Consider the following 21,446-nt stretch of genomic DNA (forward strand, 5'->3'; position numbering starts at 1 on the left):
CCGGGGGCTGTCCGACCCTAAGAAGCCTGTCCGACCCCGGCGCCTTCCCGACCCCGAGGGGCCTTCCCGACCCCGATCCGCCGGACGGCCCCTACGCCGCGTAGAGGTCGAACGTGGAGCTGCGGCGCGGCCCGGAGGCCACGTCCAGGGCCGGGTCCACCATGAGCATCGCCCGGTGGAGGCGCTGGAGCTGCGGCGAGGGCTCGACGCCGAGGTCGTCGATGAGCCGGGTGCGCAGGCGCCGGTAGACGTCGAGCGCGGTCGCCTGGCGGCCGGAGCGGTAGAGCGCCACCATGGCCTGCGAGTGCAGGCCCTCGTGCTGCGGGTGGCGCGCGATCAGTTCGGCCAGCTCGACGATGAGTTCGGTGTGCCGGCCCAGGCGGAGGTCCGCGTCGATCCGGCGCTCCACGGTCACCAGCCGGCTCTCCTCCAGCCGCATGACCTCTATCTCCAGGATCGGCCCGACCCGCACGTCGACGAGGGCCGGGCCCTGCCACAGGGCGAGCGCCCTGCGCAGCAGGTCGGCGGCCTGCTCGTCCTCGCCCTCCTCGAAGGCCTTCTGCCCCCTGCCGACGAGCCCCTCGTACTCGTGCACGTCGACCGACTCGGGGGCGATCTGCATCAGATAGCCGCCGTGGCGGGTGGCGAGCACCTCCTTGGCCCCGCCGGGGGCGCCCGGCCCCATGGCCGTGCCCAGCCGCCGGCGCAGCTGGAGGATGTAGGTCTGCAGGGTGGTGAGGGCGCTCTGCGGGAGCTCGGTCCCCCAGATCTCCTCCATCAGCGTCGGTACGGGGATCACCCGTCCCGGGTACAGCGCGAGAAGGGCCAGAATCTGGCGCGGCTTCCCGGCCGTCGGAACAATCGAGCCCCCGTTGACCTCGGCACTCAACGGACCCAGAACCTGAATCCTCACGGTTTCCTCCGTACGTGGTCGAGTTCGCATCGATTTTCAGCCTTCGACGTAGGAACGGTAGCGAAGCACAGGGGGCGGTCCCGGAAATCTCCAGCGCCTGTCGAGCGGGTCTCTATTTCCCGTCCTTGCCGGGGAAAAATCGACTGCTAGATTTCATACGAGGGATGAACCGCGGAACAGGTGTTCCGGGTTCGGGCGGAAGTTCACACCGCTTTCCGCGAGGCCCCGGCGAATCCTCGGAAGGAGCCGTGCCACGTGAATGGCACCGTGGAGCACGAAGCGCCCCGGGACCCCGGCCACGGGCCGGTGGACTTCCGCATCCTGGGCCCGGTCGAGGTGCTCGACGCGCGGACCGGCGAGCGCGCCGTGCCGTCCGGCGCGAAGCAGAGCGCCCTGCTCGGCGCCCTCGCGGCCCGGCCCGGTCAGGTGCTCGCCGCCGACCGGCTCGTCGACGAACTGTGGGGCGACGCACCGCCCGCGTCCCCGGCCAACGCCCTCCAGGCCCATGTGGCCCGGCTGCGCCGGCTGCTGCCCGGCGACGGCGGGTCCGCATGGATCACGACCCGCCCGCCCGGCTATCTGCTGCGGCTCGGCCCGGCCACCACCGACGCCCAGCGCTTCCACCGGCTCGCCGCCGAGGGCCGGGCCGCGGCGGCGGACGAACCGGCCCTGGCCGTCACCGTGCTGCGCCGGGCGCTGGCGCTGTGGCGGGGCCCGGCGCTTGAGGGGAGCGTGCGCGGCGCCCTCTGCGCCGCGGAGGCGGACCGCCTGGAGGAGCAGCGGCTGACCGCCCTGGAGGTCCTGTACGAGGCGAGCCTGCGCAGCGGGCCCGCCGAGCGGGTCGTGTTCGAGCTGGAGCGGCTGACCGCCGAGCACCCGGTGCGCGAGCGGTTCCACGACCTGCTGATGGTCGCGCTGTGCCGGGCCGGGCGGCCCACCGAGGCCCTCGGCGCGTACGAGCGGGCCTGCCGCCGGCTGGCCGACGGGCTCGGGGTCGGGCCGGGCCCGGCGCTGCGCTCGCGGATGGAGGCGATCCTGCACCGGGCCCCGCTGTCCGCCACGGAGCTCTCCGTGCCGCCGGCCGCCCTCGGGGCGGACGCGGCGCTGCTCGACCTCGGGAGCGAGGTGGCCCGGCTGCGCTCCCGCATCGACGTGCTGACCCGGCAGCAGGAGGACCTGCTGCACCGCCTCCACCTGCTCACGGGCGGCCCCACCCTCGTCTGACCGCCGCACCCCGAAGGGCGGGCTCGCCGGGCCCGCCCTTCGGGCTCGGCACACGCCCTAATGGCCCCAGCGCAGCAGCGCCGTCCCCACCGTCATCCCGCCGCCGAAGCCCGCGAGGAACAGCAGGTCGTCCTCGGCGAGCGCGCCGTCGCGGGCCACGTGGTCGAGGGTGACGGGGACGGACGCGGCCCCGGTGTTCCCGTGCCGGTCCACCGTCAGGTGCACGCGCGCCCGCGGCAGCCCCAGGGAGCCGGCCAGCGAGCGCAGCATCTCGCCGTTGGCCTGGTGCGGCACGAAGTGGGCCACCTCGCCCGGGTCCACCGCGAAGGCCTCCAGGGTCCCCGCGACGGCCGCCGGGAGCTCCCGTACGACGAAGTCCCGCACGTCCCGGCCCCGCATCCGGAAGTAATGGTCGCCCCGCAGCAGGGTCTTCTCCGAGGCGGGGAGCCGGCTGCCGCCCGCCTCGACCCCGATCAGCCCGTGCAGGTGCCCGTACGAGCCCATGCCGGTGCCCAGCAGTCCGCGCCCCGGGGCCACCGGGCCCAGGACCACGGCCCCCGCGCCGTCCCCGAAGAGCGGCGCGGTGCGCCGGTCCCCGCGGTCGAGGATCCGCGAGTACACCTCGGCACCGACGACCAGGGCGCAGCGCCGCCCGCCGTCGGCCTCGGGGACCGCGAGCAGCCGCGCGCCGGTGTGCAGGGCGGTGGCGAAGCCCGCGCAGACGGCGTTGACGTCGAAGGCCATGGCCCCGGCGGCGCCGATGCGGTGCTGCACCAGGGCGGCGGTGGCCGGCTGGGGGTGGTCGGGCGTCGAGGTGGCCACGACGATCCAGCCCACGTCCCGGGCCCGCAGCCCGGCGTCGTCGAGGGCGCGGACGGCCGCCTCGGCGGCCAGGTCCGAGGCGGCCTCGTGGTCGGCGGCGTAGTGGCGCTCCACGATGCCGGTCTTCCGCTCGATCCACTCGGCGGTGACCCCGGCGCGGGCCGCGACGGTGTCGTTGCCGACCGGTTCTCCGGGCAGGTACGAGCCGGTGCCGAGGATTCCGATGGATCCCGCCGGGGGCGAGTAGACGGTCATGCCGCGATTCCGTTCATGAATTCTCCTAGCCGTTTTCCGGCGGGGCCGGACGACAGCATGAGCGTTCCGCGAGCGGCGTACATCCCCTGTTCGACCCCAGGGAAAAAACAGGGGTGCGCACCGGAGGAATTAGGGGTCCCCGGGCGTCGGAAACCGGCCTAGCCTGACCGCGGAGCGTCCCCTCTACTCGCAAGGGATTTCACGTGGACGAGATCGTCAATGCCCTGCTCGCCGAGGGCGTGGCGCCGGCCGACGTCGCGGCCCTGCCACTGCCCGAGTCGTACCGGGGCAGCGTGGTGCGCCGGGACGAGACGGACATGTTCGAGGGGATGGCCTCGGCGGACAAGGACCCCCGCAAGTCCCTGCACCTCCAGGAGGTGCCCACCCCGGAGCCCGGCCCCGGGGAGGCGCTGATCGCGGTGATGGCGAGCGCCGTCAACTACAACACCGTGTGGAGCTCGATCTTCGAACCGCTGCCCACCTTCGGGTTCCTGGAGCGCTACGGCCGCCTCTCCGAGCTGACCCGGCGCCACGACCTGCCGTACCACGTGCTGGGTTCGGACCTGGCGGGCGTGGTGCTGCGCACCGGTCCCGGGGTGAACCGCTGGAAGGCCGGCGACCGGGTCGTCGCGCACTGCCTGTCCGTGGAGCTGGAGTCCGCCGACGGACACGGCGACACGATGCTCGACCCCGAGCAGCGCATCTGGGGCTTCGAGACCAACTTCGGCGGCCTGGCGGAGCTGGCGCTCGTCAAGTCGAACCAGCTCATGCCCAAGCCCGAGCATCTGACCTGGGAGGAGGCCGCGAGCCCCGGCCTGGTCAACTCGACGGCGTACCGCCAGCTCGTCTCCCGCAACGGCGCCGGGATGAAGCAGGGCGACAACGTCCTGATCTGGGGCGCCAGCGGCGGCCTCGGCTCGTACGCCACCCAGCTCGCCCTGGCCGGCGGGGCCAACCCCGTCTGCGTGGTGTCCTCCCCGGAGAAGGCGGAGATCTGCCGGTCCATGGGCGCCGAGGCGGTCATCGACCGCAACGCCGAGGGCTACACGTTCTGGAAGGACGAGAACACCCAGGACCCGCGCGAGTGGAAGCGGTTCGGCAAGCGCATCCGCGAGCTGACCGGCGGCGAGGACGTGGACATCGTCTTCGAGCACCCGGGCCGCGAGACCTTCGGCGCGAGCGTGTACGTCACCCGCAAGGGCGGCACCGTCGTCACCTGTGCCTCGACCTCCGGCTTCCGGCACGAGTACGACAACCGCTACCTGTGGATGTCGCTCAAGCGGATCATCGGCTCGCACTTCGCGAACTACCGCGAGGCCTGGGAGGCCAACCGCCTGATCGTCAAGGGCAAGATCCATCCGACCCTGTCGAAGGTCTACTCCCTGGAGGAGACCGGCCAGGCCGCCTACGACGTCCACCGCAACCTCCACCAGGGCAAGGTCGGCGTCCTCGCGCTCGCACCCCGCGAGGGGCTGGGCGTGCGGGACGAGGAGCTGCGCGCCAAGCACCTCGACGCCATCAACCGGTTCCGTACGCAGGAAGGCTGAGGGAGCCCGCCATGACCCAGGCACCGATCACCGCCGTCGTCGGCCTCGGCAGCCTCGGCGAGAGCCTGCTGCGGCTGGCCCTGGCCGCCGGACACGAGGTCGTCGCGGTCGACGCGGACCCCGACGTACGGCACCGGGTGGCCCGCCGGGCCAAGGCCGCCGCACCCGACGGCGCCGCGGACCGCGCCGTCTTCACCGACGACCTGGCGCGGGTGGGCCGGGCCTCCCTCGTCGTCGAGGCCGTGACCGAGGACCTCGGCGTCAAGACGGAGGTCCTGCGGCAGCTGGCGGCCGCGGCCCCCGGGGCCGTCCTGGTGACCACCTCCGCCGAACTCCCCCCGGCCCGGCTCGCGATCGCCTCGGGCCGGCCCGCCGACGTGGCCGGACTGCGCTTCCTGGTCCCGCCGGGCCCGGGCGGCACCGTCGAACCGGTGCGCACCGCCCTGACCTCGCCGGACGCGGCGGCGGCGGTCGACGCCCTGATCGCCTCCCTCGGCCTGACGCCGGTGGCCCTGGGCGCCCGCCCGGCCGCCGACGCCACCGCCCTGGTCCTCGCCCACCTCAACCGGGCCGTCGCCTTCCTCGACGAGGGCCACGCCTCCCGCGACGACATCGACACCGCGATGCGGCTGGGCTGCGGGCTGCCGCAGGGCCCCTTCGAACTCCTCGACGCCATCGGCCTGGACACCGCGCACGCCGCGCTGACGCGACTGCGCGAGCGCACCGGCGACGTCTCCTTCGAGCCCGCCGCGCTGCTGACCCGCACGGTCGGCGCCGGACTGCTCGGCCGCAAGACCGGCGAGGGCTTCCACCGCTACGACGACGAGGGCCGGGCGCCGCGCCCGCCCGCCGGCTCCCCCGGCGCCGCCGGCGTCCGGCCGGTGCGCACGGTCGGCGTCCTCGGCTCGGGCGCGATGGCCCGCGGCATCGCGGAGGTGACGGCGGCGGCCGGACACCCGACGGTGCTCGTCGCCCGGAGCCGGGAGAAGGCGGCGGCCGCCCTCGCGGCCGTCGGCGCCTCCCTGGACCGCTCCGTCGAGCGCGGCCGGACCACCGCCGGGGCCCGGGACGCCGCCCTGGCCCGGCTCACGGGCGCCGCCGGCGTCGCGGCCGTCGCCGGGTGCGACCTGGTCGTCGAGGCCGTGGCGGAGGACGAGGAGGTCAAGCGGGAGCTGTTCGCCGCCCTGGGCCGTACGGCCGACCCGGGCGCGCTGCTGGCGACCACCACCTCCAGTCTGTCGGTCGCGGACTGCGCCGCCGCCTCCGGCCGTCCGGCCGACGTCGTCGGACTGCACTTCTTCAACCCGGCGCCGCTGATGCGGCTGGTCGAGATCACCCGGACCGCCGAGACCTCCGACGGCGCGGCGGCGACCGCCCGGGCCTTCACCGAGGGCCTCGGCAAGACCGCCGTCGACTGCCCCGACCGGGCCGGCTTCATCGTGAACGCCCTGCTCTTCCCGTACCTGGGCGCGGCCGTCGCCCTGCTCGAACGCCATGGCACCGACATCGAGGAGACCGACGAGGCGGTCCGGCGCGGATTCGGCTTCCCCATGGGGCCGTTCGCCCTGCTCGACACCATCGGCCTCGACGTGTCCCTCGCGATCCAGAAGCGGCTGTACGAGCAGCTGCGGGCCCCCGAGCACGCGCCGGCCCCGCTGCTTGCCGACCTGGTCGCCACCGGGGCGCTCGGCCGCAAGAACCGCAGGGGGTTCCGTACGGCCGCCCGGCGCGGCTGACGAGGCGGCGGTCACTCCCCCACCACCGCGCCCCGGTCCTCGCGGGGCGCCGCGTCCCCGTCGGCGGCGGCCCGCCACAGGGCCGTGAGGTCGGCGCGGGAGCGCACGCCGAGCTTGCGGTAGACGCGGGTCAGGTGCTGTTCGACGGTGCTCGGGGTGACGAACAGGCGGGCCGCGACGGCCCGGTTGGTGCAGCCCTCGGCGACCAGCCCCACCACCCGCCGCTCGGCCCGGCTGAGCACGGCCAGGGGACTCCCCTTCTCAGCGGAGGAGTTCCCTGCCCGGGGGCCGGCGGGCCCGGTGGCGTCACGGCTCCCGGTCAGCGGGACCACCGCCCCGCGCCCGCCCTCCCCCGGCCGGGACGCGTCCACGGGACCGGTCCGCCAGTCCAGCGCCCCGGCCGGTTCGAGACCCCAGTCGGCCATCAGGTCCCGGCAGGTGTGGAAGTCGTCGCGGGCGGCCGCGAACCGGCCCGCGGCGAGCTGGTGCCGGCCGCGCGCGAGCAGGTACGGCAGGCCCGCGGTGGTGCGGAACATCTCCTCCGGCACGGGGACCCGCAGCAGTTCCGCCGCCTCGTCGTGGGCGGCGCGGGCCGTGGCGGCGTCGACGGCGGCGGCCAGCGGGACCCCGGCCGCGACGCCCCAGGCCGCCGGGTCCACCAGCTCCAGGGCGCTCGCCGCGTGCCGGGAGGCGGCCCGGTGCTCCCCGGTCCGCTGGTAGAGCACGGCCGCCGCCGCTTCGAGCACGGCCCGGCGGGCGGGCGAGCCCTGGGTCCACGCGGCCCCCTCGGCGAGCAGCGCGGACCAGGCCCGGGGGCGCGGGAGCCGCCAGGTGTGCGGGAGGGCGCCGAGGAGTTCGGCGACGGCGGGCCGGGGCGCGTGGCCGAGCGCGAGGGCCCGCAGGACCCGCTCGGGCGTGCCCGTCACGGCGGTCGCGGACCCGGCGCCGTCGGCCCAGGGCCCGCCGGTCCCGGAGACGAGGGTCCCACCGGCACCGGCACCGGCGTGGACGCCGTCCGGCCGGGGCCAGATCCGCCCGGTCAGCGCGCGCAGCGCGATCGCGGCGGCGGCCGGCGCCTCCGGCCGCCCGTGCCACAGCAGGGGCCCGGCGGCGGCGAGGGCCTGCCGGGGGTCGAGGCGGCCCCGTTCCAGGGCGTGTGCCAGGGCGGGCAGGTGCCGGGTGACGGAGCCGGGGTCGGTCTCCCACTCCGCGCAGGCGAGGTCCACGAGGACCGCGTCGGCGTGCCGCGCGTCCGGGCCCGACCGGTGGGCGGTGCGCAGGAGTTCGGCGGCGCGCCACGGGTCGCCCGCGCGCAGGGCCGCCCCGGCGGCCTCGGCCAGGACGGGCACGGCCCAGGGCGGGCGGGCGGCGGGTGCGTCCGGGGCGGCGGCGTGGGCGGCGGCCAGGTGCCGGGCGACGGCGGCGGGCGGAGCCCCGTCCTCGTGCAGGAGCCGGGCGGCGCGCTCGTGGAGCCGGGCGCAGTCGTCGGGCGCCAGTTCTTCCAGCACGGCGGCCCGGACGCCTTCGTGGCGCAGTCGGCCCGAGGCGAGCAGCCCCATGGCGTCGAGTTCGGCCAGGGCGGGCACGGCGGCCCGGTCGTGGGTGCCGAGGAGCCCGCCGACGAGCGCGAGGGTGGCGCCGTCCCCGAGGACGGCGAGCGCCCGGGCGGCCTCGCCCGCGGCGGGACCCGCGGCCCGCAGGCAGCGGCCGACGGCGCGTTTGACGGCGGTGCCGACGACCGGGCGGGCCGGACGCAGGGGGGCGCAGGCCGCGTGGTCCTCCAGGAGGGCGCGCAGCAGGCGCGGGTTGCCGCCGGTGACGCGGTGCCAGGCGGGGGCGAGCCGCCGTGCGGCGTCCGCGTCCAGGGCGCCGGTCCCGGCGAGGAGGCCGGCGGTCTGCTCCGGGGTGAGGGTGGCGAGGGCCGTCCGGTGCGCGGCGGGGTGGCGCAGGAGCTGGGCCAGGGCGGGCGGCGGCGCGGTACGGGTCCACTGCTGTCCGGCGACCAGGAGCAGCAGCCGGTGGGGTCCGAGCCGGCCGGCGAGGTAGAGCAGGGCGCGGGCGGAGGGCTCGTCGGCGTACTGGACGTCGTCCACGGTGACCAGTACGGGCTCCCGCGCGGCCCGGTCCCGCAGCCTGCGGAAGCCCTCCTCGAAGGCGGCCGCCCGGGCGTCGCCGGGGAGTTCGGGCAGTGCGGCGCCGCCGAGGAGCTGGCCGAGGACGCCGAGCGGGAGCTCCTGCTCGGCGGGCGAGGCCGTGGCGGCGAGGACGGCCGCCCCGGCGGCGCGGGCCCGCCGGGCGGCGGCGTTGAGCAGGGCGGTCTTGCCCGTGCCGGAGCTTCCGGTGACGACGGCGAGCGCTCCGGCGACCGGGCCGCCGGGGCCGGTCAGACCGCGCAGCAGGGCCGCCACGGGCGCGCCGGCGGGACTGTCGAGCGGCCCGCCGAGACCTCCCGCACCACCCGTGCCCACCCGCCCCACCGGGCCGCCCACCGGGCCCACCGGCTCCCCCACCGGATCCACCGCGTCCAACGGGCTCTCCACGCCGGTCGGCCCCTCAGCCGTGTCGACCCAGCAGGACGAGTGCCTCGTCCACGGTGAGCCTGTCGTCGCGCACCGCGTCGAGCAGTACGTCGAGTTCGGTGCCGTGCGCCGCCGTCCCGGCGGCGGACGCGGCCGGAGCCGGGGCGGGCGCGGCCCCGGTGCGGACGGCGACGTGGGCGGCCAGCGCCGCGAGGTTCGGGTGGTCGTGGAGCGCGGCGGCCCGCTCCCGCAGCCCGAAGGTGCGGTTGAGGACGGTGACGAGCTCGGTGCCGATGATCGAGTCCACGCCGAGGAGCGGGAAGGACGCGGAGGGGTCGATCTCCCAGGCGTCGCAGCCCAGGATCGCCGCCAGCTGCTCGCGCAGGACGTCGAGGATCGCGCCGCCGTCGGCAGGGGCGCGGCTCCCGGACTCCTGGCGGAATTCCCCGTACGGGACGGGGTGCGCGTCGGAGGCGTACGGCACGCCGGCCCGCACCGTCGCGGAGACGGACCCGGCTCCGGGAACCGACCCGGCTCCGGTGACCGGCCCCGCTCCGGGCACGGATCCCGCCCCGGCTACCGCCCCCGCCCCCTCGGTCAGCCCCTGCTCCCGGGCGAGCCGGCGGGCGAAGGCCGCGGGCGACGGGTGGTCGTAGAGCTCCGTGGGCAGGATCCGGAGCCCGTACCGCGCGTTGAGGACGGCGACGAACTCGACGGTCAGCAGCGAGTCGAAGCCGAGGGACTGGAACGTCTGCTCCGGGTCGATCCTCTCCGGCCGCACGCGCAGGACGTCGGCGAGGACGGTGAGGACGTCGGTCAGGAGGTCGCCGGGAGGAACGGTTCGGTCACTGGTCATCGGTGCCTTCTCCAGGATGTCGGCGGCGCGGCCGGTCGCGTGCGCGGGGCGCGCGCACGGCCCGGCTCAGCCCACGCGGACGAGCCGGTCGTCGGCGTTCTCGACCGCCTCGACGACGCTCTCGGGACCGGCCATGAGGATCGCGCGCTGGAGCCTGCGCAGGGCCGCGGAGGGCTCCAGGCCCAGCTCGCGCACGAGGGTGCCGCGCAGCCGCTGGTAGACGTCGAGGGCCTCGCCGCGGCGCCCGGAGCGGTGCAGGGCGAGCATGAACTGCCCGTGCAGGTTCTCGTGGGTGCGGTAGCGGCTGGCAAGCACGGTGAGTTCGGCGAGCAGCTCGCGGTGGCGGCCGAGCCGCAGGTCGGCGTCGATGCGCTGGTCGAGCGCGCAGAGCCGGGTCTCCTCCAGGCGCCGGGCCTCCATGTCGAGCTGCACCCCGCCCTGCACGTCGGAGAAGGCGGGACCGGACCACAGCGACAGCGCCTCGCGCAGCAGCCGGGCCGCGCCCGGGAAGTCGCCCGAGTCCATCGCCCGGTACCCCATGCCGGCGAGCCGGTCGAACTCGCGGACGTCGGTGGTGCCGCCGCCGCTGTCGAGCAGGTAGCCGCCCGGCAGCGTCACGAGCACGTCCTTGGCGGTGCGCCGCCCGGTGGGGTTCTCCTCCCCGTCGGACGCGGCCTGTTCCAGGGCGGTCGCGATGAGGGCCCGCAGCTGCAGCACGTAGGTCTGCAGGGTGGTGCGGGCGCTGCGCGGCGGTGCGCCCGCCCACAGCTCCTCGATCAGCGCCGACACCGGGACGACCTGGTCGGCATGGAGCGCCAGCAGCGCCAGAACCTGCCGTGGTTTGGGGGCCGTCGGCGTGATGGAGACTCCTTGCTCCCGCACCGCCAGTGCGCCCAGTACTTCGATGTCCACGCGTACTCCCCTGTCCGCAGATGAAGCCTGGCTCAGTAAAAAACAGGACACGCGGTTTGTCAATACGAAACCGACCGCGCTGTTTTAACTGGGAAGAAGATTCGACGCTTCCTCAAGGAGCGCCTCTGACCTGCGGGTTCATCGATCCACGCAGCCGTCGCACCTGCTCGGCGAGTCCTGTCCGGTCCCGGGAAACCGGTTCCGGACAGGGTGAAACAGACTGACGGGTCCTTACGGGGACCGCGTCCCCTCGACCTTGACGTCGGACAGGGCGGCCTTCGGTACGAGCGTCGGCAGCAGCAGCCGCCAGAACCGCCCGACCGTGGCCGTCGAGAGCCACTCCGCGTCCCGTACGCCGAGCACCTCGAAGCCCACGGTCGCGGCCACCACGGCGGTCACCACGTCCTGCGCCGCCACCTCGGGGCGCAGCTCGCCCTCCGACTCGGCGTGCTTCACCGCCTCCTCGACCCAGCGCCGCCAGTGTTCCCGCAGGTCGACGCGGACCGTTCGGACCGGCTCGCCGTTCAGCGAGAAGCCCGCCCGCAGCACCACGTCGCGGCGCAGCGCGGCGGCGAGCCCCTGGGTGGCGTCGACCAGGAGCTGCACGCGGCCCGCACCGGCCGGGGGGCCGGCGTCACTGACGGCCCGCAGCCTTATCAGCGCCTCCGCCTCCACGACGTCGGCGAGGGCCGCCTTGTTCTCGAAGTGGAAGTGCAGCGCCCCGTTGCTGACCCCGGCCCGGGAGCTGATCACCGAGAGCGATGCCGCGGAGAAGCCCTCCCGGTCGAACACCTCGGCCGCGGACCGGATCAGGGTCTCGCGCGTGCGCGCCGCGCGCTCCTGTTTGACCATCGACTGCTCCGTCATTGCAGAGGGGCCGCACCCGCCGAGGGGCAGGCCGGAAGGACGTGCTTGCTCCGGGGCTCCACGGGGGAGGCGGGCCGGTGTCGCTCGGGCACCTTCACCGCCACGACCCGGCCCTTCCCCGGCAGGCCCCGCGCAACTCTAACAAACCGCTCGCGCGGTTTCTATCGTGCGGTGGCACACAACCGGGCGCAAGAGGGCGCGGGACGACCCGCGTCGGGGCTCCGGAGGCAGCCGGAGCGGCCGCGAGGAAGGCGTCTTCCACATGGTCGGCCGGGCGACGGCGCACCGTCGGAAAGGGGCCGGGCCTCCCGGTACGACGCCCGCGCCCGCCGCCGTCAGGCCACCGCGGACCCGGAACCGCCCCGTGAACGCTCCGTCCTGCGCCCCTTGTCGCCCGGGGCCAGGGTCCGGACGTCCACGGCCTCGGCGGGCGATCCCGTGGCGTACAGCCCGTCGGGAGCGGTGTCCCGGTCGTGCGGCAGCAGCCAGAACACCCGCCGCCTGAACGTGCCCGAGAGGCGCGAGGGCTTGGCCGCAGGCCCCAGCAGGGCGTATCCGACCATCCGTCCGTCACGGTGGTGGGCGGGTCTGCCGCACCGGGTCGGCAGCCGGTCCAGGGTCTGCCGGACGTAGTCGAGCCGGCTGGTGTCCTCCAGCCAGACGAGGCCCACCTCGTGGGCGAGCTCGTCGTCCGTGATGAGGGCGCTCATGCCGTCTCCTCGTCCGCGAGCGGGCCGGCCCCGATCCTGGCACCGGCCCCTGGAGCACGCGTGGAGCCGCAGCTCAACGGGCCGTACACACCCCTGCCACCGGCCCTACGCACTCCCCCGCCGGCGGTCCGTCCCGCCCTCGCCGAAGGTCCCCTCCCACCCCGTCCCCGCCCCAGCGCCCATCGGCCCCGGCCCCGGCCACGGCCACGGCGGCCGAGGATCGCTCGAAGACCGCTCGGGACCCTCTGGAGGACCCCCGCGACGGGCCCGGTCCGACGCCTGGAAAAGGCAGTATGCACACCCTGCGCCGCACGCCCTCCCCCTTCTCGGAGGCAGTTGCCACAGGCACATTCCCGCACGTCAAACACATTGCCGAGGTGTCCGGTGGGGAAACTTGGGTGCATTCGCGAAGGGAGTGTGGCGACCCCGTAGAAAATAAACCGGTTGGTCTGTATCTTCGCTGCCTGAGGGGACGTCACGCACGTTCGAGCCAAACACACCTCAGGGGGAACCATGTCCACCAGCACCTTCCGCTCAGCAGACACGACTTGCCCCGAGAACCACGCACCGGCCTGGACGGCCGCTCTGCGCTACCCGTCGCTCACCACGACGGTGCCCAAGGAGTTCGTCCACAGAGCGAGCGTCGCCGAGGTGATGCTCACCGACTGGAAGCGCACGGGCGACGACCGCTTCGTCGTCTCCGCCCAGTGGCCCCGCGCCCACAGCTTCTTCACCGCGGTGGACGGTCGCCACGACCCGCTCATATCCGCCGAGACCATCCGCCAGGCCGGCTGCCTCCTGGCCCACGCCGAGTACGGCGTCCCGCTCGACCACAGCTTCCTGATGTGGTCGCTCGACTTCGTGGTGTGCCCGGACGGTCTCCTGGTCGACGACGCGCCGGCCTCGCTCGACATCGAGATCACCTGCTCCGGCGTCAAGCGCCGCGGCCGTTCCGTCGCCGGTTTCCGCTACGACGCGGTGATCCGCCGCAACGGCCGGATCGCCGCGACCGGCTCCGCCGACTTCACCTGTGTGCCGTCCAGGGTCTACACCCGCATGCGCGCCGAGCGGCTGGCCTCCGGCCGCCCGCGGATCCCGCTCACCGCCCCCACCGCCCCGCAGACCGTCGGGCGGATCTCGCCCACGGACGTCGTCCTGTCGCCCACCGGCGAGCGGGACAACTGGCAGCTCCGCGTGGACACCCGCCACCCCATCCTCTTCGACCACCCCGTCGACCACGTACCCGGCATGATGCTGCTCGAAGCAGCCCGCCAGGCCACCGCCGCGACCCTGGGCCGCCCGGCTCTCGCCCTCGGTCTGACCGGCACGTTCAGCCGGTACGCGGAGCTGGACGCGCCCTGCTTCATCACCGCCCGCCGCCTGCCCGGCACGAGCGCCGGGGAGTCCGTCCTCGTGACCGGACACCAGGAGGGCGAACCCGTCTTCAGCGCCACCGTGACCGCGGCCGCGCCCTGCCCCGAGTAATCCGGCACGGCCCCCGCACGGCGACGCACCGTTCCGGTCCTCGGGGCGCACGCCCCCGGCCCCGAGGAGACCGGCCCGCACCATCACGGCGGCCCCCGCCGCCCTCCCTCCCGCTTTTCCGCCTCGCCCACCCACCACGTTCCCGATTGTTCAGATGTTGATCAATTGGGTTCGGAGAGCTGCGCCGAGCACCGCTGGATGTAAGATACATACTGGGCGGTTTTTTTATGGCGCCCTCAGGTTCACCGCAAGAAAGAGGCGAAAGTGGTCAAGCAGGACCGATCAGTCCGTACACGACAGACGATCCTCTCGGCAGCGGCCAAGGTCTTCGAGGAACGTGGCTATCAGATGGCGACGATCAGCGAGATCCTCAACACCGCCGGAGTGACCAAGGGGGCCCTGTACTTCCATTTCCCCTCGAAGGAGGACCTCGCCCAAGGGGTCATCCACGAGCAGGACCAGCTCCTTCCCGTGCCGCCCCGGAGCTACAAGATCCAGGAGCTCGCGGACACGGTGATGCTGCACGCCTACCGGCTGCAGACCGAGCCGATGGTCCGGGCCGGCGTACGGCTCTCGCTCGACCAGCAGGCCCACGGCCTCGACCGCAGCGGCCCGTTCACCTACTGGACCGAGGTGGTCAGGGCGCTCCTCGACGAGGCCCGGATCAAGGGGGAGCTACTCCCCCACGCCGTGCCCTCCGAGGCCGCCGACGTCCTGGTGGGCTCCTTCGGCGGGGTCCAGGCCATGTCCCAGGCCGTGTGCGACTACCAGGACCTACTGTCCCGGGCCTCCAGCCTGCTGCGGTACGTACTGCCCAGCGTGGCCGTCTCCTCGGTCCTCGCCTCCGTCGACCTCACGGAGGGCCGCGGCGAGACGATCGCGGCCGAACTGCGCCTCCGGGCGACCGCCCCGGACGCCACGGTCGGCTGACCGGGCCGACACGGCACGGCCACACCCCCGAAAAACACACACCCCGAAGACACACGCCCCCGCCCGGCCTCCGTGGCGAACAAAAATATACCGGGCGGGCGGTTCTCTTTGCAACACGGGTCCGTCCGCCGGTCTCCCGCTCGCGTCACGAGCGGGCACGGAGGTGCAGCGGCCGCACGGCACCAGCCGCCAGGCCGCCCCTGACGATCCGGTCCACCCTCGCCTCCTGGCCGGGACGGGCCGCCTCGGCGGTCCGGCGGAGCGCCTCGTACGCCTCCTCGGAGGACAGATGGCCGGCGGCGACCAGGCCCCCGGCGGTGTAGGCGGCCCGGTTCAGCCTGTCGGTGAAGCCGGCTCCCTCGGCGACCGCGCCGCAGGCGGCGACCTCGGCGAGGACGCCCGCGAGGACCCGCTCGGCCGGGTCGCGCCCGCCGCCCGCCGCGACGACGGCCCGACGCGCCCTGGGCGGTACGACCTGCCGGACGGGAGCGGCCCGTTCGACGGGGGCGTGACCGGTGCGTTCGAGCTCGGCGGCCAGCCATCCGGGCAGCGGCGCGGGCCTGCGGGCCTCCCCGAGCGCGGTGTAGGTGCCCGCGGCCGTGGTGGTGCCCGGGGCGATGATGTAGCCCCCGTGGGCCCGTACGTCGACCTGCCAGGCCAGGGCGCGGCCTCCGGTCGAGCCGGTCGAACACTGCCAGCGGCGCCCGTCGGTGACCCGGTACCAGATGTGCATCCCGCCCGAGGGCGTCCGTACGCGCAGGGTCGTCGTGTCCTCCGCCGGACTGGGGCGGCCCCTGAGCGCGGCGAGCACCGCGAGGGTGTGGAAGCCGGTGGCGATGCCGGCCACGTCGACCCGCTCGTCGATCCCGATGCCCGGCAGCAGGCGGTCCCGGGCGGGCGGTTCGCGGTCCGGATGCGCGTCGACGTCGATCACGACGAGCCCCGCGGGACCGCAGGCGACGCCGACGCCGAAGCGTGCGTCGCCGCCCCACCAGCGGTCGATGCGCGCGGTGTCGAGGGTCGCGGCCCGGAAGCCGTGGCACCAGCGGCCGGCCTCGGGGCAGGGACAGGCCTCGTAGCGGTGGCCCGGCTCGCGGCAGGCCTCGCAGTTGGCCGCGGGCGTCTTGCGGCCGGGGGCCAGCGGGAGGACCGGCCAGCCCTGCCGGGCACACCACCGCGCAGTGACCGAAGGGGCGGCCGGTACGGGCGCCCGAGCGGCAGCTCCTGAGTCGCTGGAGGGAAAGCCCAGTTCAGCGGGCATGGCGACTCCTGGCAGCGACCGAAGCGACCGGACCTCGTGCACAGGACGTTCCGAACACCCGGGGAGCGGGTGAACTCCTCGGGAAAAACGCCTCCTCGCTCATGTCCTGAGAGGGAACCAGCTACCGGAGGCGGGGTCAAGCGACCCGGCTCTCTCCGCCGGACGGCTCGGGTCGCCGGGAAAACCGCAGGTCGGAAGGGTGAACACCCTCAGAAAGCGACTGAAGCGACTGAGTCTCCCTATGTATGACGCGCACGCGCACACAGGGAACCCTCATATACCCGAAGCTTCGGTCGCTTGAGTCGCCGAGAAGTCCCACCCAACCCCCTGACCTGGGATTTCCTCCCCCGGTCCGGGAGCTACCCGAAGCGCTCCGGTCGCTCGCCCACAGTCGCTCTCCCCGGCTCCGCCCCGACCGGGCCTTCCCTCCCGGGTCGCTCCGGGCCGGACGTACGCGCCTGGGTCTCTTGGGTCGCTGCACGCCCCTCGGCCAGCGGGTTGCGTCCACCGGGGTAGCAATGATTGGCTCGAACTTGATTCTGACAGACCGGACGGTTTTTTTCTGTAGGATCCCGAACGTCGTGATCTGCCTTCGGTACTGTTCATGTCATTGATGAGTCGCTTCGGTCGCTGGTGGGGGAAGAACATGGCCGGTGAACTGCGTTTTCCGCGCAGCGACTTAAGGCAGCCCTGGCGCGGTCGGTTCTCCCACGGAGGCCGTCCCGCCCCGGGCCGTCGGGGAACCGAACCGGATCAGCGGGTTCCCTCTTCCTGCGCGCCCCAGTCCGGATCCGTCCCCCCTCCGGCGGGATCGGTCACTCACGGCTGTTCCCCAAGCATCGGCCACGCACGCCCGAGGGGCTCCAGGGGGGACGTATGACTGTCGGTCCCGACGACAAACTTTTCGACGCCCAGGCGGTGGCCGCGCAGATCCTGGCCCACTTCTCCGACGCTCCTCCCCAGCAGGCGCCCCCCGGCGCGCCCCGGCCGCCCGGGGAGCACGCCGGCCCGACGGGCCTGCTGCCCGACACCCTCAGCGACCGCGGCAACGCCAAGCTCTTCGCCAGGCTCTACTCCCACGACTACCGGCACGTGCCCGGCCTGGGCTGGTACCGCTGGGACACCACCCGCTGGCAGATCGACGAGGACGACACGGTCCTGTGGGCCGCCGGCGACCTGGCGGAGAACATCGCCGTCACCGACCCGCGGGGCGTGTACACGGACACGGCCATGCGCCAGCACCGCCGCCGCGCCCTGAGCACCGGCGGCATGAACGCGATGCTGACGCAGGCGAAGTCCGCCCCGGGCATGGTCCTCAACGCCGCCTCCCTGGACGCCGACCCGTACGCCCTGTGCACCCCGGCGGGGATCGTGGACCTGCGCACCGGCGCGGTCCGGCCCGCCGCCTCGGACAAGGACTTCCACTCCCGTTCCACGTCCGTCAGCCCCCGGGCCATGCCCACCCCCCGCTGGCTCCGGTTCCTCACCGACACCTTCGGCGAGGACGCCGAGGGCGCGGAGATGATCGACTTCCTCCAGGTGCTCCTCGGGTACTCGATCACCGGCGACGTGGGCGGACAGGTGATGCCCTTCCTCTTCGGTTCCGGCAAGAACGGAAAATCGGTTCTGCTGGACGTGCTCCTGAAGCTCCTGGGCGACTACGCCGACGCGGCGCCGCCCGGCTTCCTGATGGCCCGGCCGTACGAAGGCCACCCCACGGACCTGGCCGAACTGCACGGACGACGCGTCATCGTCTGCAGCGAGGTGAAGCCCGGCGACCGCTTCGACGAGGCCCGGGTCAAACTCCTGACGGGCGGCGACCGCATCAAGGCCCGCCGGATGCGCCAGGACTTCTTCAGCTTCGAGCCGACGCACAAGCTCTGGCTCCTGGGCAACCACCGCCCCGAGGTCAACACCGGCGGCTTCGCCTTCTGGCGCCGCATCCGCCTGCTCCCCTTCGAGAGGGTCGTCTCCGACGACCGGAAGATCGACAACCTGGCCGATCTGCTCGTCACGGAGGAGGGCCCCGGAATCCTCAACTGGCTCATCGACGGCTCCCGCCGCTACCTCGCCGGCGACCGGGACCTCACCGGCCCCGAGCGCGTCCGCATCGCCACCACCGCGTACGCCGAGACGGAGGACCACACCGGTCGCTTCTTCGAGGAGTGCTGTCTGCTCAACCCGGACCACCGGGCGGAACAGGCGAGCCTGTACGCCGCCTACCGGAGCTGGTGCCAGAATGAAGGCGCGCCCGCCATCTCCTCCCGGGCCTTCGCGGCACGGGCACGGGAGCTCGTCGGACTGGCCTCGCCCAAGGAAATGATCCTGTCCAACTCCCGCAAGTACTACCCAGGCATCGGCATGGCGGTGCTCGCGGACGAGGAGACCACATGAGCTCCCTCATCACCGACGAGGAGATCCGCGACGAATCCGAGCTCGTCTGGCTCGAGAACGTCGAGGACCTCGACTACGTCCGGCAGAGCCTGGACCGCCTCCCGACCCGGCGGGGCAGGCCCGCCTACCACCGCGACGGGCGGATGATCGGCTACGCCCAGCTCAGCCCGCAGGCCAAGGCGTCCCGTTCCTCGGGCACGTTCCGCCGCCGCGTCTTCTGGCTGCTCCCCCACGACCGGGACAACGACCCCGAGGGCCTGTACGCGACGGGGGCACCGGCCGAAGCGGTCGACCCCCGCACCCTCGCGCCCGGCGCCAAGGGCAGCAAGACCCAGCGCTCCAAGGGCACCGACGCCCCCCGTCTGCTCACGTAGGGACGGGGACGCCCCGCCCGCCCCGGCGCCGGCGATGCCCCTCCCCCACCGGGGGACGAAGGCATCGCCGGTTCCGTGGTGCCGTCCTACGCGCCTTCACGGAGACCCGCGGCGACCTGCTCCAGGATGGCCGCCAGCGAGTTCCGGTCCTGCACGGCGAGGTCCCCCCGCATGTCCGCGATGACGGCCCCCACCCCCGTACTGCGCTTGAAGTAGTGCTGGATGAACGCACTGCGCTGCCCCGGGCCGAGGCGGTCGAAGGCCATGTCCATCAGCGCCACGCCGTCGTGCAGCGGCACCTCGGGAACGGCCGGCACCGGAGCGACGACCGGCACCGCCGGAGCAGCCGGAGCCTCCTGCGCACTCCTGGGCGCGGGCACCTCGTCCACGAGGGACCCACGGTCGTCGCCCACCGGGTTATCACGGCGTGATAGGTCGACGGCTCCCCCGTCCACGGCTCCCCCGTCCGCGGCACCATCTCCCGAGACGCCCCCACCCGAGACGCCTCCACCCGAGACGCTCTCTCCCGAGGCACCCCCACTCAAGACGCTCCCGTCCGTGGTTCCGCCCCCACCCGAGACCGCCACCTCGTGAACGACCGGCGGGTTATCACGCCGTGATAGGTCGCGCTTGGCGGCGGACCTCTGCTCCGCCGCCTCCGCCCGTGCGTCGGCCTTCGCCCGCTGCTGCTCGGGAGGCAGCTTGGACAGATTGCGGACGTGCTCGATCGTCCGGCGCCCCTCGACGAGATCGGCCTGGAGTCCGTGGTCCAGGTCGAGGATCGAGAGCTTGGAGGAGATGGTCGACTGGCCGATGCCGAGGCGCTTCGCGGCCTTGTTCTGCGAGCCGTAGAACTCCACGAGCTTCTTCAGCGCGTGGGCCTGCTCGATCGGGTTCATGTCGTCGCGGTGGACGTTGGCCACGAACGCGGCTTCGAGCAGGGCCTCGTCGGTGGCGACGAGGTGGTTGTTGACGCTGACCCGGATCACGGTGGCACCGGCAAGCCGCGCCGCTTCGAGCCGGCGGTGGCCGTCGACGACGATGTACCGCGCCCCCTCGTCCACGTCCTCGGCCCGTTCGGGCCGCTCGGCCAGATAGGAGTCGACGGTGGCGACGGTGATGGAGTTGACGAGACCGATCTCGCGGATGCTGTCGGCCAGCCCTTCGAGATCGCGGAGCTCCTCGCGCGGGTTGTCCGGGTTCTGGCTGATGAGACCGAGCGGAAGCTCCGTGGGGTCGGGAACGCCCTCGGTGGGCGCGGCCGTGGCCGCACCGATGGCGGCCCGGCGGGCACTGATGGGACGGGCCTGCGCGAAGGAGGATCCGGCCCCGAGGTTCTTGGCCTTGCTCACTTGCTGATCTCCCGGGCGAGGGCGCGGAGCGCGACGGACTGCTCGCACCGGGGTGCGTAGGCGAGGAGGGGCCGCTTGGCGCGGACGGCCTCCTTCTGCTCCTTGAGGTCACCGATGACGCCGACGACACGCGGATCCTTTATGTCCATCCAGGACTGGAGGGAGGACGTCGCGATGTACCCGCGGCGGGCGTCGTAGTGGTTGACGACGAGGCCGAGGTAGTCGATGTCGAGGGCGAGGTCGCCGCGCATGTCCTCGATCTGCGCGGTCAGCAGGCCGTAGGCGTCGGCGCTGCTGTCCTCGGCCTGGACGATGATGAGGACGCCGGAGTTGCCGGTCTCCTCGTTGTCGCGGCGGCGTCCGTAGTACGACGCGGCGTCCATGCTGAGGCCGAGGCTCGGGGGGCAGTCGACGACGATGACGTCGTAGTCGGCCTCGACGGCGCGCAGGGCACGTTCGAGGGCGGCCTCACGGGCCCGTACGGAGGCGAGGCGGACGTCGAGGAGGAAGGCGTCGGTGCAGGCGGGCAGGAGGTCCAGCCGGTCGCCGAAGCGGTCCTCCTCGACGGAGACGACCAGATCGGCCAGTTCGCCCTTGCCCTCGCCGGCCATGTGGTTGGTGAGGGAGTCCCCGCCCATGGGGAGCAGTTCGTGGCCGAGCTGCTTGGTGAGGTGGCCCTGCGGGTCGAAGTCGACGAGCAGAACACGCTGACCGAGCCCGGGAAGGTCTTCCAGGGCGAGGGGATCCTCGGGGCGGTCGTCGGCTTCGAGCAGCGCGGCGAAGTGCTTGGAGACCCGGACGGGGACGAGCTCGGCCGCGTTCTCGGCGAGGGCCTCACCGAGCCCGGCGGTGATGGCGGTCTTGCCCACACCGCCCTTCTGGTTGCAGACGATGACGCGCCGGACCATCGCGGGCCGCTTCGCCTCGGGGACGGGGTTGTTGTCGAGCCAGAGGGCGACGGCCTGGGCGATGCCCTGGGTGAGGGAGACCCCACGACTCTTGCAGTCGTCGCGGAAGCCGTCCCACAGCCCGGCGGGAAGGAAGGTGGAGTAGGTCTCCGCACCGGCGGTGTCGACGGCGGCCAGGTTCGACCCCAGACCGCGCCAGGCGGTGATCCCGGCTTCGACGGCGTTCTGCATGTCGAGACCGTGGAGAGCGGCCCGGACCTTGAGGTCCTGCCGGAGGGTGCTGGTGAGCTTGGTGACGACCTTCTCCCGGTCGCCGCCCGTTTCGAGTGACGTCATGGACGTCACCCTACTAACGACTGAGATCAACTTCTGCCATTGACG

General features: G+C 73.7%; 17 protein-coding genes. 7 read left to right on the forward strand and 10 right to left on the reverse strand.

The genetic code is table 11. The features are described from left to right. Window positions 1-91: 91 nt before the first annotated feature. On the reverse strand, window positions 92-913 hold the full coding sequence (locus ACWGSR_RS32075; protein ID WP_376242287.1) for an AfsR/SARP family transcriptional regulator: 822 nt from the start codon (window positions 911-913) through the stop codon (window positions 92-94). A 255-nt stretch (window positions 914-1,168) separates the two neighbouring features. Here ACWGSR_RS32075 and ACWGSR_RS32080 point away from each other — a divergent pair, with 255 nt between their 5' ends. After that, the gene (locus ACWGSR_RS32080) at window positions 1,169-2,137 is read left to right on the forward strand and encodes an AfsR/SARP family transcriptional regulator (RefSeq protein ID WP_376242289.1); all 969 of its coding nucleotides are present in this window, start codon (window positions 1,169-1,171) and stop codon (window positions 2,135-2,137) included. 57 nt (window positions 2,138-2,194) lie between these two features. Here the strand turns inward: ACWGSR_RS32080 and ACWGSR_RS32085 are convergent, their stop codons facing one another. After that, window positions 2,195-3,214, reverse strand: coding sequence for a 3-oxoacyl-ACP synthase III family protein (locus tag ACWGSR_RS32085; RefSeq protein ID WP_453571828.1), 1,020 nt, complete (start codon window positions 3,212-3,214; stop codon window positions 2,195-2,197). A gap of 203 nt (window positions 3,215-3,417) precedes the next feature. Between ACWGSR_RS32085 and ccrA the strand changes: the two genes are divergently transcribed. Both ccrA and ACWGSR_RS32095 read left to right on the forward strand, forming a co-directional pair. Next, a complete protein-coding gene (ccrA, locus tag ACWGSR_RS32090; RefSeq protein ID WP_453571830.1) occupies window positions 3,418-4,761 on the forward strand; it encodes a crotonyl-CoA carboxylase/reductase in 1,344 nt (447 codons plus the stop codon). Between the two features lie 11 nt (window positions 4,762-4,772). Next, window positions 4,773-6,497, forward strand: coding sequence for a 3-hydroxyacyl-CoA dehydrogenase family protein (locus ACWGSR_RS32095; RefSeq protein WP_453571833.1), 1,725 nt, complete (start codon window positions 4,773-4,775; stop codon window positions 6,495-6,497). A gap of 11 nt (window positions 6,498-6,508) precedes the next feature. Here the strand turns inward: ACWGSR_RS32095 and ACWGSR_RS32100 are convergent, their stop codons facing one another. From ACWGSR_RS32100 to ACWGSR_RS32120, 5 genes are all read right to left on the reverse strand, one after another. Then, the gene (locus ACWGSR_RS32100) at window positions 6,509-9,037 is read right to left on the reverse strand and encodes a LuxR C-terminal-related transcriptional regulator (RefSeq protein WP_453571836.1); all 2,529 of its coding nucleotides are present in this window, start codon (window positions 9,035-9,037) and stop codon (window positions 6,509-6,511) included. 13 nt (window positions 9,038-9,050) lie between these two features. Then, window positions 9,051-9,872, reverse strand: a complete 822-nt coding sequence (locus ACWGSR_RS32105; RefSeq protein ID WP_453571838.1) for an acyl carrier protein — start codon at window positions 9,870-9,872, stop codon at window positions 9,051-9,053. A gap of 66 nt (window positions 9,873-9,938) precedes the next feature. Then, window positions 9,939-10,784 carry an AfsR/SARP family transcriptional regulator gene (locus ACWGSR_RS32110; protein WP_376242302.1) on the reverse strand — a complete coding sequence of 282 codons (846 nt, stop codon included), beginning with the start codon at window positions 10,782-10,784 and terminating at the stop codon, window positions 9,939-9,941. Between the two features lie 231 nt (window positions 10,785-11,015). After that, a complete protein-coding gene (locus tag ACWGSR_RS32115) occupies window positions 11,016-11,636 on the reverse strand; it encodes a ScbR family autoregulator-binding transcription factor (protein WP_453571841.1) in 621 nt (206 codons plus the stop codon). A 350-nt stretch (window positions 11,637-11,986) separates the two neighbouring features. Beyond that, a complete protein-coding gene (locus ACWGSR_RS32120) occupies window positions 11,987-12,361 on the reverse strand; it encodes a DUF6009 family protein (RefSeq protein ID WP_376242306.1) in 375 nt (124 codons plus the stop codon). A 513-nt stretch (window positions 12,362-12,874) separates the two neighbouring features. On the opposite strand from ACWGSR_RS32120, the gene ACWGSR_RS32125 reads away from it, so the two are divergent. Further along, entirely contained in the window at window positions 12,875-13,846 is a 972-nt protein-coding gene (locus tag ACWGSR_RS32125) for a ScbA/BarX family gamma-butyrolactone biosynthesis protein (RefSeq protein ID WP_453571845.1), read from the forward strand. Window positions 13,847-14,110: 264 nt separating this feature from the next. Further along, window positions 14,111-14,776: a ScbR family autoregulator-binding transcription factor gene (locus ACWGSR_RS32130; protein WP_376242310.1), complete on the forward strand. Its 666-nt coding sequence runs from the start codon at window positions 14,111-14,113 to the stop codon at window positions 14,774-14,776. A gap of 145 nt (window positions 14,777-14,921) precedes the next feature. Here the strand turns inward: ACWGSR_RS32130 and ACWGSR_RS32135 are convergent, their stop codons facing one another. Beyond that, entirely contained in the window at window positions 14,922-16,037 is a 1,116-nt protein-coding gene (locus ACWGSR_RS32135; RefSeq protein WP_453571849.1) for a bifunctional DNA primase/polymerase, read from the reverse strand. 876 nt (window positions 16,038-16,913) lie between these two features. On the opposite strand from ACWGSR_RS32135, the gene ACWGSR_RS32140 reads away from it, so the two are divergent. Then, on the forward strand, window positions 16,914-18,431 hold the full coding sequence (locus ACWGSR_RS32140) for a DNA primase family protein (protein ID WP_453571852.1): 1,518 nt from the start codon (window positions 16,914-16,916) through the stop codon (window positions 18,429-18,431). After that, window positions 18,428-18,805 (forward strand): DUF6009 family protein, encoded by a 378-nt coding sequence (locus ACWGSR_RS32145; RefSeq protein ID WP_453571854.1) that lies wholly within the window; start codon window positions 18,428-18,430, stop codon window positions 18,803-18,805. The genes ACWGSR_RS32140 and ACWGSR_RS32145 overlap by 4 nt, the downstream gene beginning before the upstream one ends. An 86-nt stretch (window positions 18,806-18,891) precedes the next feature. Here the strand turns inward: ACWGSR_RS32145 and ACWGSR_RS32150 are convergent, their stop codons facing one another. Both ACWGSR_RS32150 and ACWGSR_RS32155 read right to left on the reverse strand, forming a co-directional pair. Continuing rightward, window positions 18,892-20,157, reverse strand: coding sequence for a ParB/RepB/Spo0J family partition protein (locus ACWGSR_RS32150; protein WP_453571857.1), 1,266 nt, complete (start codon window positions 20,155-20,157; stop codon window positions 18,892-18,894). Next, complete coding sequence (locus ACWGSR_RS32155; protein WP_453571860.1) at window positions 20,154-21,401, reverse strand: ParA family protein; 1,248 nt, start codon at window positions 21,399-21,401, stop codon at window positions 20,154-20,156. Before ACWGSR_RS32155 ends, ACWGSR_RS32150 begins: the two co-directional genes overlap by 4 nt. Window positions 21,402-21,446 lie beyond the last annotated feature (45 nt).

Source organism: Streptomyces sp. NPDC055632, from assembly GCF_053618675.1.

Bases quoted from the DNA above. Each gene is read 5' to 3' on its own strand.
- ACWGSR_RS32085 (WP_453571828.1), bottom strand. From the start codon at position 3,214: ATGACCGTCTACTCGCCCCCGGCGGGATCCATCGGAATCCTCGGCACC.
- ACWGSR_RS32155 (WP_453571860.1), bottom strand. From the start codon at position 21,401: ATGACGTCACTCGAAACGGGCGGCGACCGGGAGAAGGTCGTCACCAAG.
- ACWGSR_RS32135 (WP_453571849.1), bottom strand. From the start codon at position 16,037: ATGCCCGCTGAACTGGGCTTTCCCTCCAGCGACTCAGGAGCTGCCGCT.
- ACWGSR_RS32125 (WP_453571845.1), top strand. From the start codon at position 12,875: ATGTCCACCAGCACCTTCCGCTCAGCAGACACGACTTGCCCCGAGAAC.
- ACWGSR_RS32105 (WP_453571838.1), bottom strand. From the start codon at position 9,872: ATGACCAGTGACCGAACCGTTCCTCCCGGCGACCTCCTGACCGACGTC.
- ACWGSR_RS32115 (WP_453571841.1), bottom strand. From the start codon at position 11,636: ATGGTCAAACAGGAGCGCGCGGCGCGCACGCGCGAGACCCTGATCCGG.
- ACWGSR_RS32145 (WP_453571854.1), top strand. From the start codon at position 18,428: ATGAGCTCCCTCATCACCGACGAGGAGATCCGCGACGAATCCGAGCTC.
- ACWGSR_RS32120 (WP_376242306.1), bottom strand. From the start codon at position 12,361: ATGAGCGCCCTCATCACGGACGACGAGCTCGCCCACGAGGTGGGCCTC.
- ACWGSR_RS32140 (WP_453571852.1), top strand. From the start codon at position 16,914: ATGACTGTCGGTCCCGACGACAAACTTTTCGACGCCCAGGCGGTGGCC.
- ACWGSR_RS32095 (WP_453571833.1), top strand. From the start codon at position 4,773: ATGACCCAGGCACCGATCACCGCCGTCGTCGGCCTCGGCAGCCTCGGC.